This window comes from Psychrosphaera algicola (genome assembly GCF_028401425.1).
GTDB lineage: Bacteria > Pseudomonadota > Gammaproteobacteria > Enterobacterales > Alteromonadaceae > Psychrosphaera > Psychrosphaera algicola.
Map to the genome: position 1 here is coordinate 4,467,141 of NZ_JAQOMS010000002.1, position 16,540 is coordinate 4,483,680.

General features: G+C 34.4%; 19 protein-coding genes and 2 pseudogenes. All 21 read left to right on the forward strand.

Going from position 1 to position 16,540, the window contains the following annotated elements:
• Window positions 1-27 precede the first annotated feature (27 nt).
• Window positions 28-534: a Wzz/FepE/Etk N-terminal domain-containing protein gene (locus tag PN838_RS24570; RefSeq protein WP_272182343.1), complete on the forward strand. Its 507-nt coding sequence runs from the start codon at window positions 28-30 to the stop codon at window positions 532-534.
• Entirely contained in the window at window positions 522-971 is a 450-nt protein-coding gene (locus PN838_RS24575) for a hypothetical protein (protein ID WP_272182344.1), read from the forward strand. The genes PN838_RS24570 and PN838_RS24575 overlap by 13 nt, the downstream gene beginning before the upstream one ends.
• Window positions 972-981: 10 nt before the next feature.
• Window positions 982-1,074: a hypothetical protein gene (locus PN838_RS27715; RefSeq protein WP_370661132.1), complete on the forward strand. Its 93-nt coding sequence runs from the start codon at window positions 982-984 to the stop codon at window positions 1,072-1,074.
• Window positions 1,075-1,118: 44 nt separating this feature from the next.
• Window positions 1,119-1,721, forward strand: a complete 603-nt coding sequence (locus tag PN838_RS24580) for an acylneuraminate cytidylyltransferase family protein (protein WP_272182345.1) — start codon at window positions 1,119-1,121, stop codon at window positions 1,719-1,721.
• A 79-nt stretch (window positions 1,722-1,800) separates the two neighbouring features.
• Window positions 1,801-2,844, forward strand: a complete 1,044-nt coding sequence (locus PN838_RS24585; RefSeq protein ID WP_272182346.1) for an N-acetylneuraminate synthase family protein — start codon at window positions 1,801-1,803, stop codon at window positions 2,842-2,844.
• Window positions 2,845-2,969: 125 nt separating this feature from the next.
• Window positions 2,970-3,982: pseudogene (gene neuC, locus PN838_RS24590) on the forward strand (UDP-N-acetylglucosamine 2-epimerase).
• An 11-nt stretch (window positions 3,983-3,993) separates the two neighbouring features.
• A complete protein-coding gene (locus PN838_RS24595; RefSeq protein ID WP_272182347.1) occupies window positions 3,994-4,755 on the forward strand; it encodes a hypothetical protein in 762 nt (253 codons plus the stop codon).
• Entirely contained in the window at window positions 4,749-5,186 is a 438-nt protein-coding gene (locus tag PN838_RS24600; RefSeq protein WP_272182348.1) for a hypothetical protein, read from the forward strand. The genes PN838_RS24595 and PN838_RS24600 overlap by 7 nt, the downstream gene beginning before the upstream one ends.
• A gap of 163 nt (window positions 5,187-5,349) precedes the next feature.
• Window positions 5,350-6,420 (forward strand): lipopolysaccharide biosynthesis protein, encoded by a 1,071-nt coding sequence (locus tag PN838_RS24605; protein ID WP_272182349.1) that lies wholly within the window; start codon window positions 5,350-5,352, stop codon window positions 6,418-6,420.
• Between the two features lie 31 nt (window positions 6,421-6,451).
• The gene (locus tag PN838_RS24610) at window positions 6,452-6,670 is read left to right on the forward strand and encodes a hypothetical protein (RefSeq protein WP_272182350.1); all 219 of its coding nucleotides are present in this window, start codon (window positions 6,452-6,454) and stop codon (window positions 6,668-6,670) included.
• A gap of 648 nt (window positions 6,671-7,318) precedes the next feature.
• Window positions 7,319-7,891, forward strand: a complete 573-nt coding sequence (locus tag PN838_RS27720; RefSeq protein ID WP_370661066.1) for an O-antigen ligase family protein — start codon at window positions 7,319-7,321, stop codon at window positions 7,889-7,891.
• A 137-nt stretch (window positions 7,892-8,028) separates the two neighbouring features.
• Entirely contained in the window at window positions 8,029-8,346 is a 318-nt protein-coding gene (locus PN838_RS24615) for a glycosyltransferase (RefSeq protein WP_272182351.1), read from the forward strand.
• On the forward strand, window positions 8,310-9,134 hold the full coding sequence (locus PN838_RS24620) for a glycosyltransferase family 4 protein (protein ID WP_272182352.1): 825 nt from the start codon (window positions 8,310-8,312) through the stop codon (window positions 9,132-9,134). Before PN838_RS24615 ends, PN838_RS24620 begins: the two co-directional genes overlap by 37 nt.
• A gap of 25 nt (window positions 9,135-9,159) precedes the next feature.
• Window positions 9,160-9,963 (forward strand): aldolase/citrate lyase family protein, encoded by an 804-nt coding sequence (locus tag PN838_RS24625; protein WP_272182353.1) that lies wholly within the window; start codon window positions 9,160-9,162, stop codon window positions 9,961-9,963.
• Between the two features lie 37 nt (window positions 9,964-10,000).
• Window positions 10,001-10,162 (forward strand): hypothetical protein, encoded by a 162-nt coding sequence (locus PN838_RS24630; RefSeq protein ID WP_272182354.1) that lies wholly within the window; start codon window positions 10,001-10,003, stop codon window positions 10,160-10,162.
• Entirely contained in the window at window positions 10,144-10,788 is a 645-nt protein-coding gene (locus PN838_RS24635; RefSeq protein WP_272182355.1) for a phytanoyl-CoA dioxygenase family protein, read from the forward strand. The genes PN838_RS24630 and PN838_RS24635 overlap by 19 nt, the downstream gene beginning before the upstream one ends.
• A 3-nt stretch (window positions 10,789-10,791) precedes the next feature.
• Entirely contained in the window at window positions 10,792-11,118 is a 327-nt protein-coding gene (locus tag PN838_RS24640) for an aldo-keto reductase family protein (RefSeq protein ID WP_272182356.1), read from the forward strand.
• Window positions 11,119-11,178: 60 nt separating this feature from the next.
• Window positions 11,179-11,610, forward strand: coding sequence for an aldo-keto reductase family protein (locus PN838_RS24645; protein WP_272182357.1), 432 nt, complete (start codon window positions 11,179-11,181; stop codon window positions 11,608-11,610).
• A gap of 136 nt (window positions 11,611-11,746) precedes the next feature.
• The gene (locus tag PN838_RS24650) at window positions 11,747-12,340 is read left to right on the forward strand and encodes a sugar transferase (RefSeq protein WP_502592206.1); all 594 of its coding nucleotides are present in this window, start codon (window positions 11,747-11,749) and stop codon (window positions 12,338-12,340) included.
• A gap of 88 nt (window positions 12,341-12,428) precedes the next feature.
• Window positions 12,429-14,147: an asparagine synthase (glutamine-hydrolyzing) gene (asnB, locus tag PN838_RS24655; RefSeq protein WP_272182359.1), complete on the forward strand. Its 1,719-nt coding sequence runs from the start codon at window positions 12,429-12,431 to the stop codon at window positions 14,145-14,147.
• Window positions 14,148-14,528: 381 nt separating this feature from the next.
• Window positions 14,529-16,462, forward strand: a pseudogene (locus PN838_RS24660) (polysaccharide biosynthesis protein).
• The last annotated feature ends 78 nt before the right edge of the window (window positions 16,463-16,540 follow it).

Here is a 16,540-nt window from a genome sequence, read left to right on the forward strand (position 1 = left end):
TAAACTATTATCGATTTAAGATCATAAATGGACATAGAGCAAAATATTTTGAAAGAAACTAGAAATTTAGAAACTGTTACAAAATGTGAAGGCGAATCGTTGAACTCTAGCGATGATGTTCAGGGAGATGGACATGCTTTATACTCTTTTGGTGAATACATTACATTTGAAGAAATTATAACATGTGTGTGGAAACATAAGATTAAAGTACTCCTATCGACTTTCATTATATCGATATTATCTCTGTTTCATGCATTGTCACTACCAAATGTTTATCAATCAACAATCTCTTTGGTTCCAGCACAAGGTGACAACGGCGGCAGTTTGTCAAGTCTTGCGTCGAAGTACGGTGGAATAGCTGCTATGGCAGGTATTAATATTGGTGGTGAGGAGTCAAATAGAATAGAACATGCTATAGAGTTGATGACTAGTTGGCCATATATCGAAAAATTCCTTAACAAAAATAATTTGTTTGAAATGTTTACGGCTTCAAACGGATGGAATGAGAAAAAAACGAAATCTTGTATGATTTAAGTAAGTATAACCCAGAATCGAAAACTTGGTTGACTAAGAGTAGTTTATTTTTTGGTCCTACAAAGAGCTTTAAGCCAACGAGTTTTGAAGCTTATCAATTGTTCAAAGAAGAGTTTTTGACTGTTTCTTACGACAAAGAAATTGGTGTGTTGAGTATTAGTGTAAAGCACTATTCTCCAAAGGTTGCTTTTATTACAACAAACTTAATGGCGACAGATATTAATGACTACTTTAAGACAGAAGATCAGCGTGAAGCGAGGGCAAATATAGAGTTTATAGAAGATAAGCTCAATTCAACTTCAAATACATTGATGTTGGAAGTTTTTTATAAAATGATTGAGTCGCATTCACAGACGCTAATGCTAACTGAGGTTAATAACCAATATTTAGTTAAAACATTAATCCCGGCTAAATTGCCAGAAAAAAGTAGGCCCTAAAAGGTTAATAATTCTTGTTTTAGGTACGATATTAGGCGGGTTGTTTTCTGTACTTTATGTTATTTTTAGATATTTGCTCCCACAAGTAAAAAGATCGAGATGAGCAGACTGATAATTCTAAATCAAATTTTAATGGTGATATAAAACATGAACGTAGCTTTGATTCCCGCTAGAGGTGGCTCTAAGGGGTTACCTCGTAAAAATATTATATCTTTGTGTGGCAAACCATTAATTGGTTGGACTATAGAGGCGGCGAAAAAATCGAATAAAATTGATTTGGTTTATGTTTCGACTGAAGACATGGAAATAGCTAAAATTGCTAAAGAGCATGGGGCTAAGGTAATTTTAAGGCCTAGTGAGTATGCTAATGATGATTCAACAAGTGAAGTTGTTATTAGTCATGCTATTGACGTTTTAGAGCTTGAAGGATTACAAATTAGCACTATTGCGTTGCTGCAACCAACATCGCCGTTGAGAAATGAACTTGATATCGATGATGCTTTCGACGTTTATCAAAAATATGATGCTCAATGTGTACTTAGTGTAATGGAACCGGAATTTTGCGCTGCCAAAGCTTATAAGTTAAATGAAGATGGAACAATTACAGGATTGTTGTTCCCAGATGCTCCTTACAGGAGACGACAGGACTTGCCTGCAGCATTGTTACCAAATGGCGCTATTTATATAATTAAATGCTCAGTATTTAAAAGTGATAGTAGAATGCCCAAAAAAGAGTATATCCTTTTTTGATGGGTAAATGTAAATCTATCGATATAGATACTTTCGAGGATTTAGAAAAGGCAAAGAATTATTTGAATGGGAAATTATAATGAATAATCCAAGTTTTATTATAGCCAACAGAAAAGTTGGTATTGAAGAAGAACCATTAGTTATTGCAGAAATAGGAATTAACCATGAGGGCTCTTTAAAAACAGCTTTCGAAATGGTAGATGCCGCAGTAGAAGGTGGTGCGGAAGTAATTAAACATCAAACTCATGTCGTAGAGGATGAGATGAGCGGAGAAGCTAAAAAAGTTGTTCCTGGGAATGCTGACGTTTCTATTTACGAAATAATGGAAAGATGTTCTTTAAATGAAGAAGAAGAGACAAGGCTGAAAGATTATGTAGAATCTAAAGGAGCCATTTTTATCAGTACACCTTTTTCTCGTGCCGCTGTTTATCGTCTTGAAAGAATGGGGGTCAAAGCTTACAAAATAGGCTCAGGGGAGTGTAATAATTATCCATTAATTGATTTGGTAGCAAGCTTTAAGAAACCCATTATCTTGAGCACTGGTATGAACGATATAAAATCAGTCAGGAAGTCAGTGGAAATAATGAGGAAGCATCAAACACCATTTTGTTTGCTTCATACCACAAATTTGTATCCGACTCCTGACGAACTTATAAGAATTGGTGCGATGGAACAGTTACAAGAGGCTTTTCCAGATGCGGTTGTTGGTTTATCGGACCATAGTGTAGATAATTTGGCTTGTTTAGGTGCTGTTGCTTGTGGGGCTTCGGTTTTGGAGCGACACTTTACTGATAGTAAGGATAGACCTGGTCCTGATATATGTTGTTCTATGGATGCAAAAGAATGCCAAGAACTAATAAAACAGTCTAAGCGTATGGCCAAAATGCGTGGTGGAGTCAAAGAGGCTGCAAAAGAAGAGCAGGTAACGATTGATTTCGCATATGCGAGCGTAGTTACAATTGAACCAATAAAGGCTGGCGAAATATTCACTAAAGATAACTTATGGGTTAAGCGGTCTAGCACTGGAGATTTTTTGGCTGAAGAGTTCGATGATTTGTTGGGTAAAACCGCTTTGTCAGACATAGAATCTGATATTCAATTAAAGAAAACACATGTGAAATAAATATGAATAAAAAGATCCTGTTTTTGACCGGTACTAGAGCTGACTTCGGTAAATTAAAAAGTTTAATTACTAAAGTAGAAAATGAACCTAACTTGAACTGTCATATTTTTGTGACAGGGATGCATATGATTGCTAAATATGGTCTTACAGCTAAAGAAGTTGAAAAGTCCGGATTCACGTCAATTTATAAATACATTAATCAAAATTCATCCGACACGATGGATAGTATTTTAGCTAAAACAATACATGGTCTGTCTGATTACGTAAAAGAAGTTCAACCTGACTTGATAGTGGTGCATGGTGATAGAGTGGAGGCATTAGCCGGAGCAATTGTAGGGTCTTTGAATAATATTTTGGTAGCTCATGTTGAAGGAGGGGAGGTATCAGGGACTATTGATGAGCTGATTCGACATTCTGTTAGTAAATTAAGTCACATTCATTTTGTTTGCAACGAAAAAGCAGAAAAAGATTAATTCAATTGGGTGAAGTAGAAGAATCAATTTATGTTATTGGCTCCCCAGACTTAGATATTATGACTTCGACAAATTTACCAACACTCAGCGAGGTTAAAACTAGATATGACATTTCCTACAATGAGTTTTCAGTTTTGATGTATCACCCTGTGACAACTGATATCGCTAATTTGAAAGAAAATATTCGGAACACTGTTGATGCAGTAATAGAAGCAGGTGATAATTGTGTCGTTATTTATCCTAATAATGATTTAGGAAGTGACATTATTTTGAGTGAAATTAATCGATTAGAAAAGCTGCCGAATTTTAGGGTTTTTCCAAGTATTAGATTTGAAAGCTTTTTGGTTCTGTTAAAAAACTCGCTTTATATGATAGGGAATTCAAGTGCAGGAGTAAGAGAAGCTCCATTTTATGGTTTACCATCGATTAACATTGGAACTCGGCAAAATAATAGAGCAACGTCGCCTTCAATTATTAATGTTTCAGAGAATAAATGTGAGATTAAGCAGGCGATAATTAAAGCAAAAGTTACTGATTTTCCGGAAGTTAAGGAGTTCGGTGAAGGCAAGAGCCATGAACTCTTTTTTGATGCAGTAGTTAGCGATAAATTTTGGAATACATCTAAGCAAAAAGGTTTGTTGACTTTAGCTAATTTACAATTTTAAAAGTGAAACCAGTGAAAAAAATATTATTAGTTTGTTATGGCGGTGGTCATGTAAAGATAATGGAGCCGCTTTATAGAAGTCTTGTAGAAAAGTACAAAGTGACAATTTTAGCTTTAACTACGGCTGGTAAATACTTGGAAACAAAAGGCGTACCATATGTGAACTTTTCAACTTTTGAAGAGTTGTTAACAGATGAGATTCTTGGCTATGGGGAGCTTTTAACGAAAGACCATAAAAATTCCCTCATGCCGAAAAAAGAAGCTGTTGCTTATATGGGGTTATCTTTCTCTGAGCTTGTTGAAAGCACCGGCACTTTTAAAACTGCGATGGATACTCTTAATAAGAATGGTCGTTCCGTTTTTCTCCCGTATAAAACGGTTGGTTATATAATAGAAAAGTTTTCACCAGACCTTGTTATTACTACTAATTCACCAAGAGCAGAATTAGCAACATTACAATATGCTAAGTCAAATAATATACCAAGTATTTGTATTAATGATAATGTTTGGATCGAGAGTGGCGCAAAGTTTGTGGCGCAAAATGATTTAAGTGACTTAATATGTGTTTTAAGTGATGAAGTTCGAAATAGTATTGTTAAAGAAACCAACTACCCGGAAGAGAGAGTCATAGTAACTGGAACTCCAGTCTTCGATAGGCTTAAGGAACTTTCAACTAATATAGTGAAAAACCCAAGAAAGACGATTGTTTTGGCTGATTGCGATCTTCCGTCTGAAAATGCAAGGTTTCAGGATCTTTTGGAGATCCGTTGTTAGGGCCTGCTATTCGAGAAGAACTTGACCGTTTAGCTGCAGAATTAGATTGGGATGTTGTTTTTCGTCCCCATCCTAATCAAAAAGCTTGTTATGATGACTATACCAATATCCGAGTATCTGGCAAAGATGAAGACCTCCATACGTTGTTATTAGGCTCTCATGTTGTGGTGACTGCAATTAGTACCGTCGGAATCGAAGGTAAACTACTTGGAAATGGTCTTGTTTCAATTGAAGATACTGTATACAAAGCGGCGGGGTCTTATAAAGAATTGGGAATTAGTACAGGTGTTAATGACCCCAGTGAGCTTGAATATGCAATAAAGTTAGAATTAGACAAAAGCTCAATAAGTAATAAAGTTCTATACAACAATTATTCGATTGATAATTTAAAGCAGTGTATTGATCATTTAGTAGTAAAGAATATGTACTAATTAATTATGCTGAAATGATGTCAGATTAGCTTTTAGAAATATAATTCTGCTTGTCTTCTTTACCTTCTTTGTCTCTTGGGTTCTAAGGATTAAATTATAGGTCGCCATGTGCTCTTATTTAACCGTTAAAAAACTGTCACCTGTCAAAATATTAGGAAGTATAATGCTTGGTAAAAGCAAATTATTTAAAAAATCTGTAGAAAATGACTTTTTCCAAGTTTTATCCCAAAGTTTATACACTATGATAATTAGAGTTTTTGGGGCGTTTTCTGGGTTTTTATTGAATGTCTGTGTAGCTAGGACGCTAGCACCTGACAATGCGGGAGAACTATTTACATTGTTAAGTTTAGCGTTGTTTTTTGGTCAACTAGCGACGTTAGGTTTAGGTAATTGGTTACTAAAAGTTTTATCTTTAGAAAAAGCAAATGAAAACGCTATTGGTTTAAACAGCACGTTTTTTCAAACAGTATATGTAGTTTTGATTTTGGGGACGTTATTTTCATTAGTTATATATTTGAGTAGTTTTCAAATAGCACTCCTTCTATTTGATGAATCATTTGAGCACCAATCGATTCGAATTTTAAGTTTAGCTTTTCCATTTGTTGGGTTATTGGCCATTTTGATGTCTGCATTTCAGGCTGTAAGTAAACCAGTCCTTGGGCTTGCCGTACATTCTGTTATCCAACCTTTACTTTTTGGACTAAGTTGTCTGCTTTTTGTAGATGATTTACAAGAGGCTATTTACAGTTATTTGTTGAGTTTGTTTATTACACTTCCAATAGGTTTTTTCTTTTGGAAAACCATAGTTTTCACGAAATTAGTTATGCCTAAACCTAAGTGGATTTTAAGTAATGAAGTGGATTTTTATGGCTTCTTTTTTATTATGATTATTGGTATTATTCTTACACAAGGTCCTATCCTTCTTAGCGCTGCTTTATTTAGTTCAAAAGATGTTGCATTTATATCAATCGCCATAAGAATTGCTGGTTTAACTAGTTTCGTGCTTGTAGCATGCAATATGGTGCTTTCACCACATTTCTCAAGGCTAAAAGGTTCTGGAGATATTAAAAAAATTGAAGAATTCGCACTAAAAGGAACTTATTTAATGTTTGCTTTAGCAAGCCCTTTATTTATTGTTCTTATTGTTTTTCCTGAATTTTTATTAGGTTTTTTGGTACAAACTACCTTGCTGCCGCTACCTTTTACAAATATTAACTGCTGGACAGTTTGTTAAGGTTTTAGTTGGTCCAGTAGGAAGTGTATTAATGATGACGGGTTACGAAAAGGAATTTAATCATATGCAGATCTTAAATATGATGTTTTTTCTAAGCGTAGTTGCTTGTGGATTTGTTTTTGATTTTAATACTATTTTAATAGTTCTTGGGATTGCAACGGGCGTCGCAATCCAGCATGTCGGTGCTTGGTTTCTTGTTAACAAATATTTAGGTTTTTCAACTATTCAGTTTAAAAGGGTTGGCAAATAATATGTACCGTTATTTATTTAGCAACAGTAACTGTTATTCAAATCGGCAATGAGCTTTCTCCTAGTTAAATATCAACATTACCTATTGGGGGTTTCGTGCTAGAGTATATATCAATACCTCTTTCTATTTTTATGTTAGTAGCATTTATAGCTGACCTTTTATTCACTAAAAGTTATACTTTAAGGTTTTCGCTAACTTCGAACCCTTATGTGTCGGGGATGATTATGTACTTTTCATTATTTACCCAATACCTACAAAAACAAGAATTAAAACTTCTACTAAATGTTCGAACGTTGTGCTTATTTTTACTGATATTGATGCTAATATTTTCAAGTTATTTAAATAAAAGTATTGATTTCAGAACTGTAATTCAATTTACTCAATTTTCTTTGATATTATTCGCTGTTTTTTTATTATTTTGGCAGACGGAAACTACGTAATAAATGCAGAGGAAAAAGCTAAGAGTCTTGTTATATCCACAGCGTTCCTTTGTTGTATTAAATTATTATCAGTTTTTATGGATATTCCCTATTTTAATATAAACGGACAAAATGAAGATTCGTTTTTAATTGTATTGGTTGGCTGTATTTGTGGTTTCCTTTATTTCAAAAAAATCACTACCTTTATGTTGATTTACATTTTTTAGTAGTGGTTGGATTATATTATTATGAATCACGAGCTTCACTTGGGATGGTTTTTATTTCATTATTTTCATTCTTAATTGCTTCACTTTCTAACTTTAAGTTAATGAGAGTAATTTGGTTTTTTCTAATATCATGCTGTTTGGCTGTGTTATTTCTTTCCTCCCTTTCAGGGTTTCAGGAATTGTTTCAATCGACAACTGACCTAGAAAGAAATCATTCTAATATTGAAAGAATGTCTATGTATCTTTTTACTATAGAATATTTATTTAGTGATACTCAGAGTTATGGTTTAGGTAACTTGGGATTAGCTATGGCTGATATGAAACGAGCTGGCGTGATATATGGTGTTTACCCGCACCCACATTCTTCCTATCTTAGATTTGCATTGGAGTTTGGCTGGACTGGAATAATAGGCCTTTGTTCATTTTATATATTTTTAATAATAAAGTCTCTAAGGTTATACAAAGTTGCCCCCAGAGAGGCGATAATATTGATTATAGCAACATTTAACTTGATTGTATTTTCATTCGTAGGGTGCATCTTTTTTCATTTTATCGTGCTTCAGCAGTATTATTAACGTTTGCATTGATATTTTCAATTGCAAAAACAAAAACAAAAACAAAAACAAAAACAAAAACAAAAACAAAAACAAAAACAATTTTTACCTAAGTCAAATGGTAAAGAAAAATTAAAAAGTTAGTTATTAAGGTTAAAATGAATATTTTACATTTGAGAAGTGAGTATTTAGACAACGGTCCAGGTACACAACCACTTAAAATCGCAAAAGAGTTTCTAAAACGCGGTCATCACTCCTATTTCGCAGGTGCAAAAGGAATAATGGAAAAGTACATTATAAAAGACGGATTTACATTTTTTGAAGTACCTGAATTGAGTATAAAAAAGCGGGATATAATTAGTGTATTAATTGCAACAAAAAAGATAAGAAAAATATTAAAACAAGAAAACATAGATGTCGTTCATTCACACAATGCTGCTTGCAGCTTTATTGCTTTTTTGCGAGTCGTTTTATAGGCCGTGAAATTAAGATTGTAAGGAGTGTACGAGGCGTAGAAACTCGTAATTCTCACCAGTATAGAAATATACTATATCGGTTTTATCCAGCTACTTTATTAGCAGTTTGTGAGTACGCAAAAGATACCCTCATTAAGTTAGGCGCAAGAGAAAAACAAATAATCGTTACATACAATGGTGCTGACTTAAAAAGGTTTGATAAAGATAAATTAAGTTATAACGAAAAACGCGAAGCCTATGGCGTTAAGGCAAATGAAATATTAATTGGACATGTAGGGGCTTTTTCCGGCTGGAAAGGGCAAGAAGTACTAATTGAATCATTATATGCACTAATTCAAAGTGGTATCGAAAATGTGAAGGTTATGTTTGTCGGAGATGGGCGAAGTAAAATTGAATGTGAAGAGTTAGTAAAAAAGTATAGGCTAGAAAATAATGTAATCTTCGCAGGAAGAGTAATGGAATCAGAAGCATACCATATGGCTTTTGATATTTATTGTCAGCCTTCTACAAAAGGTGAGTTGTTTCCAAACTCAATAGTAGAAGCACTTGCTTTAGGAAAACCATGGGTGGGAACTAATATAAGCGGGTTGCCTGAATTATCAGCCTCAGGTAACGCTGGATTTATTGTTGAACCTAGCAATGTCTTAGAGTTGCAAGAAGCACTTTCAAAATTAATAAAAAGTAAAACGTTAAGAGATGAAATGGGTAAGTGTGGATATGATTCAGTTTTACAAAAATTTACAATAGAAAAAGTTTGCGATCGAATCAGTCAAGGTTATAAGGTTTAATAACATAATGTTTAAATACATATTATTGACAAATAAACCTGACATTGCGTTATACGCCGAACGATGCGGGGTTGATCGGATTTTTATTGATTTGGAAATTTTAGGGAAAGTTGAAAGGCAAGGACATTTAGATACTGTAATTAGTCGTCATTCGTTTGAAGATATCAAAGCCGTAAGTTCTGTTTTATCTAGAAGCGAAGTATTAGTTAGGATTAATCCGTTTAATAGTGAAACTTCATGGGAAATTGAGCAGGCTATTAAAAATGGGGCGTCAATTATTATGTTACCGATGATTCGAAATGTCATTGAGGTCGCGAAAGTAGGTGAGTTAATAGCCGGAAGAGTTAGGTTTATGCCCTTAATTGAAACTGTAGCTAGTTTGGAAAAGATTAGTGAGATCGAAGCGCTAAATAGTGTTGACGAATTGCATCTAGGGTTAAACGATTTGCATATTGAGATGAATTTAAGGTTTATGTTTGAATTATTTACTAATGGTGTAGTAGAAAGAGCAGTTAGAAAATTGAGAAAACCTTTCGGAATTGGCGGTGTTTCAAAAGCCAATGAAGGTTTGGTGAAAGGCAGTGTAGTTATAGGCGAGCATATTCGACTTGGTTCGACAGGAGTTATTTTGGCACGAGCCTTCCACGAAAAGAGTCAAACTTTAGAAGAATTAAAAAGCAAACTCGATTTAGATTTCGAGCTAAATGAAATGGATAAATATGTACGCTATTTTCGAACTTCTGAAAATCAAGTTTTATTAGAAAACCAAGACAAGCTTAATGAATCAGTACGAGTTGTAGTCGCCTCCATGTTGGAACGAAATAACTAATTTAGATCAATGGTTTATACGTTTGAAAAGATATAATATGAAAACATTAGAGTTACAGGAAAATATAATGGAAAACTTTGTACCGCTACATGATGATTTAGATTCAAGTCACTTACTAAACCGATATGGTTTTTGGTTAGCAGGTTGGAAGCGCGAAGTGAGTTTGAGTCCTTTCAGAAGATGTTTACTGAGCATCTAGCTGCATCTTTAAAAGAGTTTGCTGATATCGCTGATTTAAGTATGTTCACAATAGATACTTATCATAAGTTTTTGAATGAAAATAATATTTCACATCATGATTTTATAAAATTTGTTGGTAGAAAATTACCAGATGAGTTTTTGTCCCACCCATATGTGAAAATAGTTTGCGAAATTGCAGGGAAAGAAACAGGTTTTAATTTTGGCGTATATAAAAACAAGATAGAGTTTCGAGTTGTGCGCCCTAACTGTGGGGATAACAATCCATTCCATCGTGATCACTGGTTTCCATATTTTACACCTTTGTTAAACGTTTATGTTCCTTTATGTGGAAGTTATTACGACTCTTCTTTATGTGTGGTACCTTTTTCTCACAAATGGTCGGATGAGGATGTCGTACCTACATTTACATTTGAAGAGTCCGCAAAAGGGAAAAAATATATTAAGAATGGGGTTGCATATTCAGTTCCAGATATTAAAGAATGTAAGTTTGAAATAAAACCACATAGACCAGATGTATTACTAGGGGATGTAATGTATTTCTCGCCATTGATGGTGCACGGTGGTGGATCCAATAGTTCATTGGAAACACGGTTTTCTTTAGAAATGCGCTTGGTACGAGTGTAGTCAGTGGATATATTTGGCAATAGTATTGGCCTCCTTGGGATTTCAGGTAAATATGGTGAGCTAGATCTTAAAGTTATTGATAAAGTTATTGAAGCTACTCTGGATCGTTACGATGCCTTAGACACGGCTTCTGTATACGGAGAAGGTTTTTCTATTAATAAACGTTTGGCTACAAGATTAAATAATGAAAGTAGTATACGAATAATTAATAAAATTGGTGCAAACCTACAAGATGATATCAGCGTTAACTCTCTGATAAACGAGTTCGAAATTGAACATGAAATTTTTAAAGGTAAATTGCCAGCAGCGTTATTACTACATAGACCTTAGTGCTCATCTGATCGAAAGAGACATAAGATTTTTGAATATTTGAAACCTTTCAAAGGTAATATGCGTATTGGTATTTGCACAAATTCATCCTCTGTTTTTGAGATATATAATAGACATTTAGACTTAGATGTAGTTCAAATTGCAACGAATTTTTTAGACATGCATAGTAATTTACAGTTGATTAGAGAAATCAAGAGGAGTGGTGTTTTAGTTCAAGCTAGGTCTGTTCTGTCAAGTGGTCTGCTTTCAGGGAAGTATTTACCTAACAAAGGTGTTTCATTTAATGATCCATTGAGAAAGCGATTTACAGAGAATGATAAAAATAGGCAAATAGTCGAGAGCCGTTTATCTAAGCTTGAATTAATTCGTGAATTTTATAATGTTTATCTTGATAGATACGAAGAGTCTAATATGTCGCTTTCTCAATTTGTGTATAGCTCTATGGACCAATGCCCTTACATTGACAATGTATTAAAAGGGGGTCAAGTATAAAACAAATTATCGAAAATGCTTCGATTCCCTTGATCAAAAATAATGAGTTAATAAAAGAACTCTTTAGTGACTATCAACTTCAAAAATTTAGTTCGCCATATATATAGGTAAGGGATAAGCAGAAAATGCTCATAAGATTAGCAGACATTATTTTTTCTTTTTTGGTTTATTGTTATTTAGTCCAATAATTTTGTTGGTATCAATATTTATTAAAGTAGAGTCGAAAGGACCTATATTTTTTAGGCAGATACGTGTAGGGAAACGCGAAAAACATTTTAAAATCCTAAAGTTTCGGAGTATGTATCATTCAAGTATTAATAACTCTGGTTCTGTAGATAAAGGTAAGTCTATCGAAGAGGCTAGAAAAGAATATCAGAGCACGAAGACAAATGATTCGAGAATAACTAAAGTTGGTAAGTTTATAAGGAAGTATTATATAGATGAACTTCCTCAATTTTGGAATGTTTTTGTAGGTGATATGAGTTTAGTAGGACCACGACCAGATACACCAGTACAAGAAGTGGATTATTCAAAAAGACAATGGCAGTTAAGAAACAAAGTACGACCTGGAATAACAGGCCTTGCACAGTTAAGTATAAAACATTCTAAATTTGGACATGACATGAGGATTAATATGGATATTTTTTATGTTAAGAAATATTCATTTTGTATGTATTTTTACATTATTTTAAAAACAATTTTACATGTAGTGAAAGGTTCAAGTTATTAATTTCTATAAGGCAGCTTAAGTAAATGTGCGGAATTTTCGGTTATTATGATAAAGATGGAGTAAGTTTAACGGACTCTGAGCTAAAAAAATGGGTGATGTTATTCAGTATAGAGGTCCAGATGGTCAAGGAATCTATAACAATACAGAGGAAGGCGTTGGTTTAGGGAACCAAAGGTTAGCTATACTAGATATTGAGAATGGTGATCAGCCATTTTTTTCTGATGATGGAAGTATTGTTGTGGTGCAAAATGGTGAAATATTTAACCATGTAGAACTGGCATCCGAACTGGAAGATCTAGGTTTTCCGTGTAAAACGCATTGTGATACTGAAGTTATACTTCGTTTATATGAGTGCAATGGCATCGAGGCAATTAGTAAACTTAACGGTATGTTCGCTATTGCAATTTGGGATGATAAATTAAAAACTATGTTTATAGTGAGGGATAGAGTGGGAGAAAAACCACTTTATTTTGGTGTAGATAATAATACAACATATTTTGGTTCTGAAATAAAATCTATTCTAACAAAAATGAATGCTGAGCTGGATTGTGATTCTTTAGTATCTTTTTTGTCTTTTAACTATGTACCCATGCCTGACACAATGTTTAAGAATGTTAAGCAGTTGAAGCCTGGGCATTTACTAAAAGTGACACAGAGTGGTGTAGAGGAAGTAAAGTGGTGGGATCTCTCAGAAATAAAAGAAATAGAAGATAAAAGTGAAGCCGACTGGATTTCTGAATTCAATCAAATTTTGGATGACGCAGTAAGAATTCGACTTCGAGCAGATGTTCCTTTCGGAGCGTTTTTATCGGGTGGAGTTGACTCAAGTAGTGTTGTAGGTTTTATGGCAAAGCATTTGGTGCAACCAGTAAATACATATTGTATTGGTTTTGACGACCCTCTTTATGATGAGTCTCCTTTTGCGCAGGAAGCCGCGAATAGGTTTAAAACGAAGCATAAAACTGAAATCGTAGAAGCCAACTTGTTAAAACATTGGCCAATGGCAACTTATCATTGTGATCAACCGCATGGTGATGTTTCATTTTTGCCAACTTATAGAGTTGCAAAATTGGCATCGGAAGATGTGAAGATGGTTTTGACAGGAGATGGTGCTGATGAATTATTTGCAGGTTATGATAAGTACAAGTCATTTTTTAGCGACCGTACAGTATTCGAATGCGATGATGAGTCATTTGAAGAAGCTTACGCAGAGAATATTTCTCTATTTAGTCAAAAATCCTTAGGAAACTTGTTGAGTGAAAGTGTTAAAGATAGTTTGACATCATCTAACTCTTACCTGTTAAAAGTTAGAAATGTATTGCGAGAAGTCCCTCATATGGACCGTATAAACAAAGCACTCTATCTTGATACACAGTTGCTGTTATCCGGCAATAACTTGGTTAAACCTGATAGGATGGGGATGGCTGTTTCCATTGAAAATAGAGCTCCATTTTTAGATTATCGAATGATAGAACTTGCTTTTTCAATGCCGGGCAGTCTTAAACTTAAAGAAAATGAAACCAAATATATATATAAAAAAGCAGTTTCTGATTTAATCGGAGAAAACTTAGCGTACCGTAAGAAACAGATGTTCACTGTACCAGTAGGTGACTGGTTTAAGAGTACGCTTCGTCACGAATGTGAAGAATTACTGTTAAGTAAGAGAGCTATCGAACGTGGGCTTTTTAATTATGATGTAGTTGATTCGATTTTGGCTAATCACTGTAACGGTTCAGAAAATAACACTCGCGAAATAAGGGCACTTATGGCAGTAGAGCATTGGTGTAGAGCATTTTTAGATAAATAAATTGGCATATCTACTCTTATTATTGGGGACATTTTAATAACAACATGTCTCCCTTTTTTAAGTTTACTCTGAATAAATGTTAAAATTTTTTAGGTTTTTAAATTTATTTCAGCTCCAATATAGTTATAGTTATAGTTATAGTTATAGTTATAGTTATAGTTATAGTTATAGTTATAGTTATAGTTATAGTTATAGTTATAGTTATAGTTATAGTTATAGTTATAGCGGTAAATTTCTTTCCATTTACAATTATAAACCTGTAAATTAAAGTTATCATAATAGTATATATTGAAGTTTAATAGTATTATTTTGGATTTAACTATTTAGGTTATATACTACGATCGAATTTTTTAAGCACCATGCTGTTCCAAGGAATTTAAAATGCTCAGTTATTTTTTAGGATTGTCACGAAATCAAAAAAGAATAGTCAGTATATTTGTTGATACAATATTTTTATTATCAGCGTTTTGTTTAGCATTTATAGCGAGATTTGAAAGCATTGAACCATTACTAAACTTAGAAGTTTGGTTCGTATTTGCAATTTTATTGCCTGTTACTTTGTATGGATTTATGAAGCTTGGGCTTTATCGAGCTGTATTGAGATATATTAATATACAGGCTATGTGGGCAGTGCTATTTGGCTGTATTTTGTCATTTTCTACGCTTGTTGCGGTAGCGTTTTTCTTTCATATTCAAATTCCTCGTTCAGTTCCATTTATATTTTTTGCATTGGCGCTATTAGGTATCGGAGGTTCACGATTAGTTATTCGTTCACTAATCGGTGTGCATAATATATATAAAAAGACGCTGTGGTCGTATATGGCGCTGGTTCCGCTGGTATGCAGTTAGCAACAGCTTTAAACCAAGGCCCAGAGTATTATGTTTCTGCTTTCATCGACGATGACGTTACCAAGCAAAATCATACAATACAGGGGATTCGGGTTTACCCTCCTTCAGCCTTACCTAGGTTAATCAATAAAAAAGTTATCAGTAATGTTTTATTAGCTCTGCCAAGTACGTCCCGCGCTCGACGCAAAGAAGTTTTGTCTAAGCTGGAATATTTGCCGGTTCGAGTGATGACTATGCTACAGGTATGGCCGACATAGTTGAAGGGCATGCAAGTTATGACCAAGGTAAATGAAGTCGCAATTGAAGATCTACTTGGACGAGATCCTGTCTCTCCAAGGGAAGAGCTTATGTCTGCTAACATACGAGACAAAGTTGTTATGGTGACGGGAGCTGGCGGTTCGATTGGCTCGGAGCTTTGTCGCCAAATTGTGAATCAAGGCCCTAAAAAATTAGTGTTATTTGAAATTTCTGAATACTCTCTCTACGCAATTGAAAAAGAACTCAATGGTAAAAAGCCGGAAGGGTTAGAAATTATCCCAATTATGGGGTCCGTACAAAAACAGGCTTTATTGGAGTCTGTTATGACTTCGTTTAAAGTTAATACCATTTATCACGCTGCAGCATACAAACATGTTCCTTTGGTTGAGCATAATGTAATTGAGGGCGTACAAAACAATATTTATGGCACGTTAAACACCGCACAGGCTGCGATAAACTCGAGTGTCGATTCGTTTGTACTTATTTCAACTGACAAAGCGGTTCGCCCGACAAATGTAATGGGGACCACAAAACGGATGGCAGAACTTGTATTGCAAGCGTTAGCAAGCCACCAATCAGTTACCCGCTTTAGTATGGTGCGCTTTGGCAATGTTCTTGGTTCTTCAGGTTCAGTTGTACCGCTTTTTAGAAAGCAAATAAAAGAAGGTGGTCCTATAACGCTAACCCATATGGATATAACTCGTTATTTTATGACCATTCCTGAAGCTAGCCAATTAGTTATTCAAGCTGGAGCCATGGGTAAAGGCGGTGATGTTTTTGTACTGGATATGGGTGAATCGGTTAAAATTTATGATTTAGCCGTTAAGATGGTGCATCTGAGTGGCTATCAAGTCAAAGACAAAGAGCAGCCAAATGGCGATATCGAAATAAAATGTACGGGTCTTCGTCCAGGTGAAAAACTCTATGAAGAACTTCTAATTGGTGACAATGTGTATGGAACAGATCATGAACGTATTCTAACTGCGAAAGAAGTCATGTTAGATTGGCATGTGTTAAGTGATTTGTTAACTGAACTTAACGTCGCATGTGAAAATTTAGATCACGAGCATATTCGTAAACTACTGTTAAATGCACCTACCGGCTTTAATCCGACTGATGGTATATGTGATTTAGTTTGGGCTCAACAAAAGCCGAAAGAAACGGTTGATAGGACAAATGTTTCAGTCCTTAAGAAAACCGTAATCTAATGGTTGAGTAGTTGCTTATACAGTTTAGTTTTGGTTTTGTAGCCACTTATACTTTTTTGTTAGTTGTTTTAACAATAT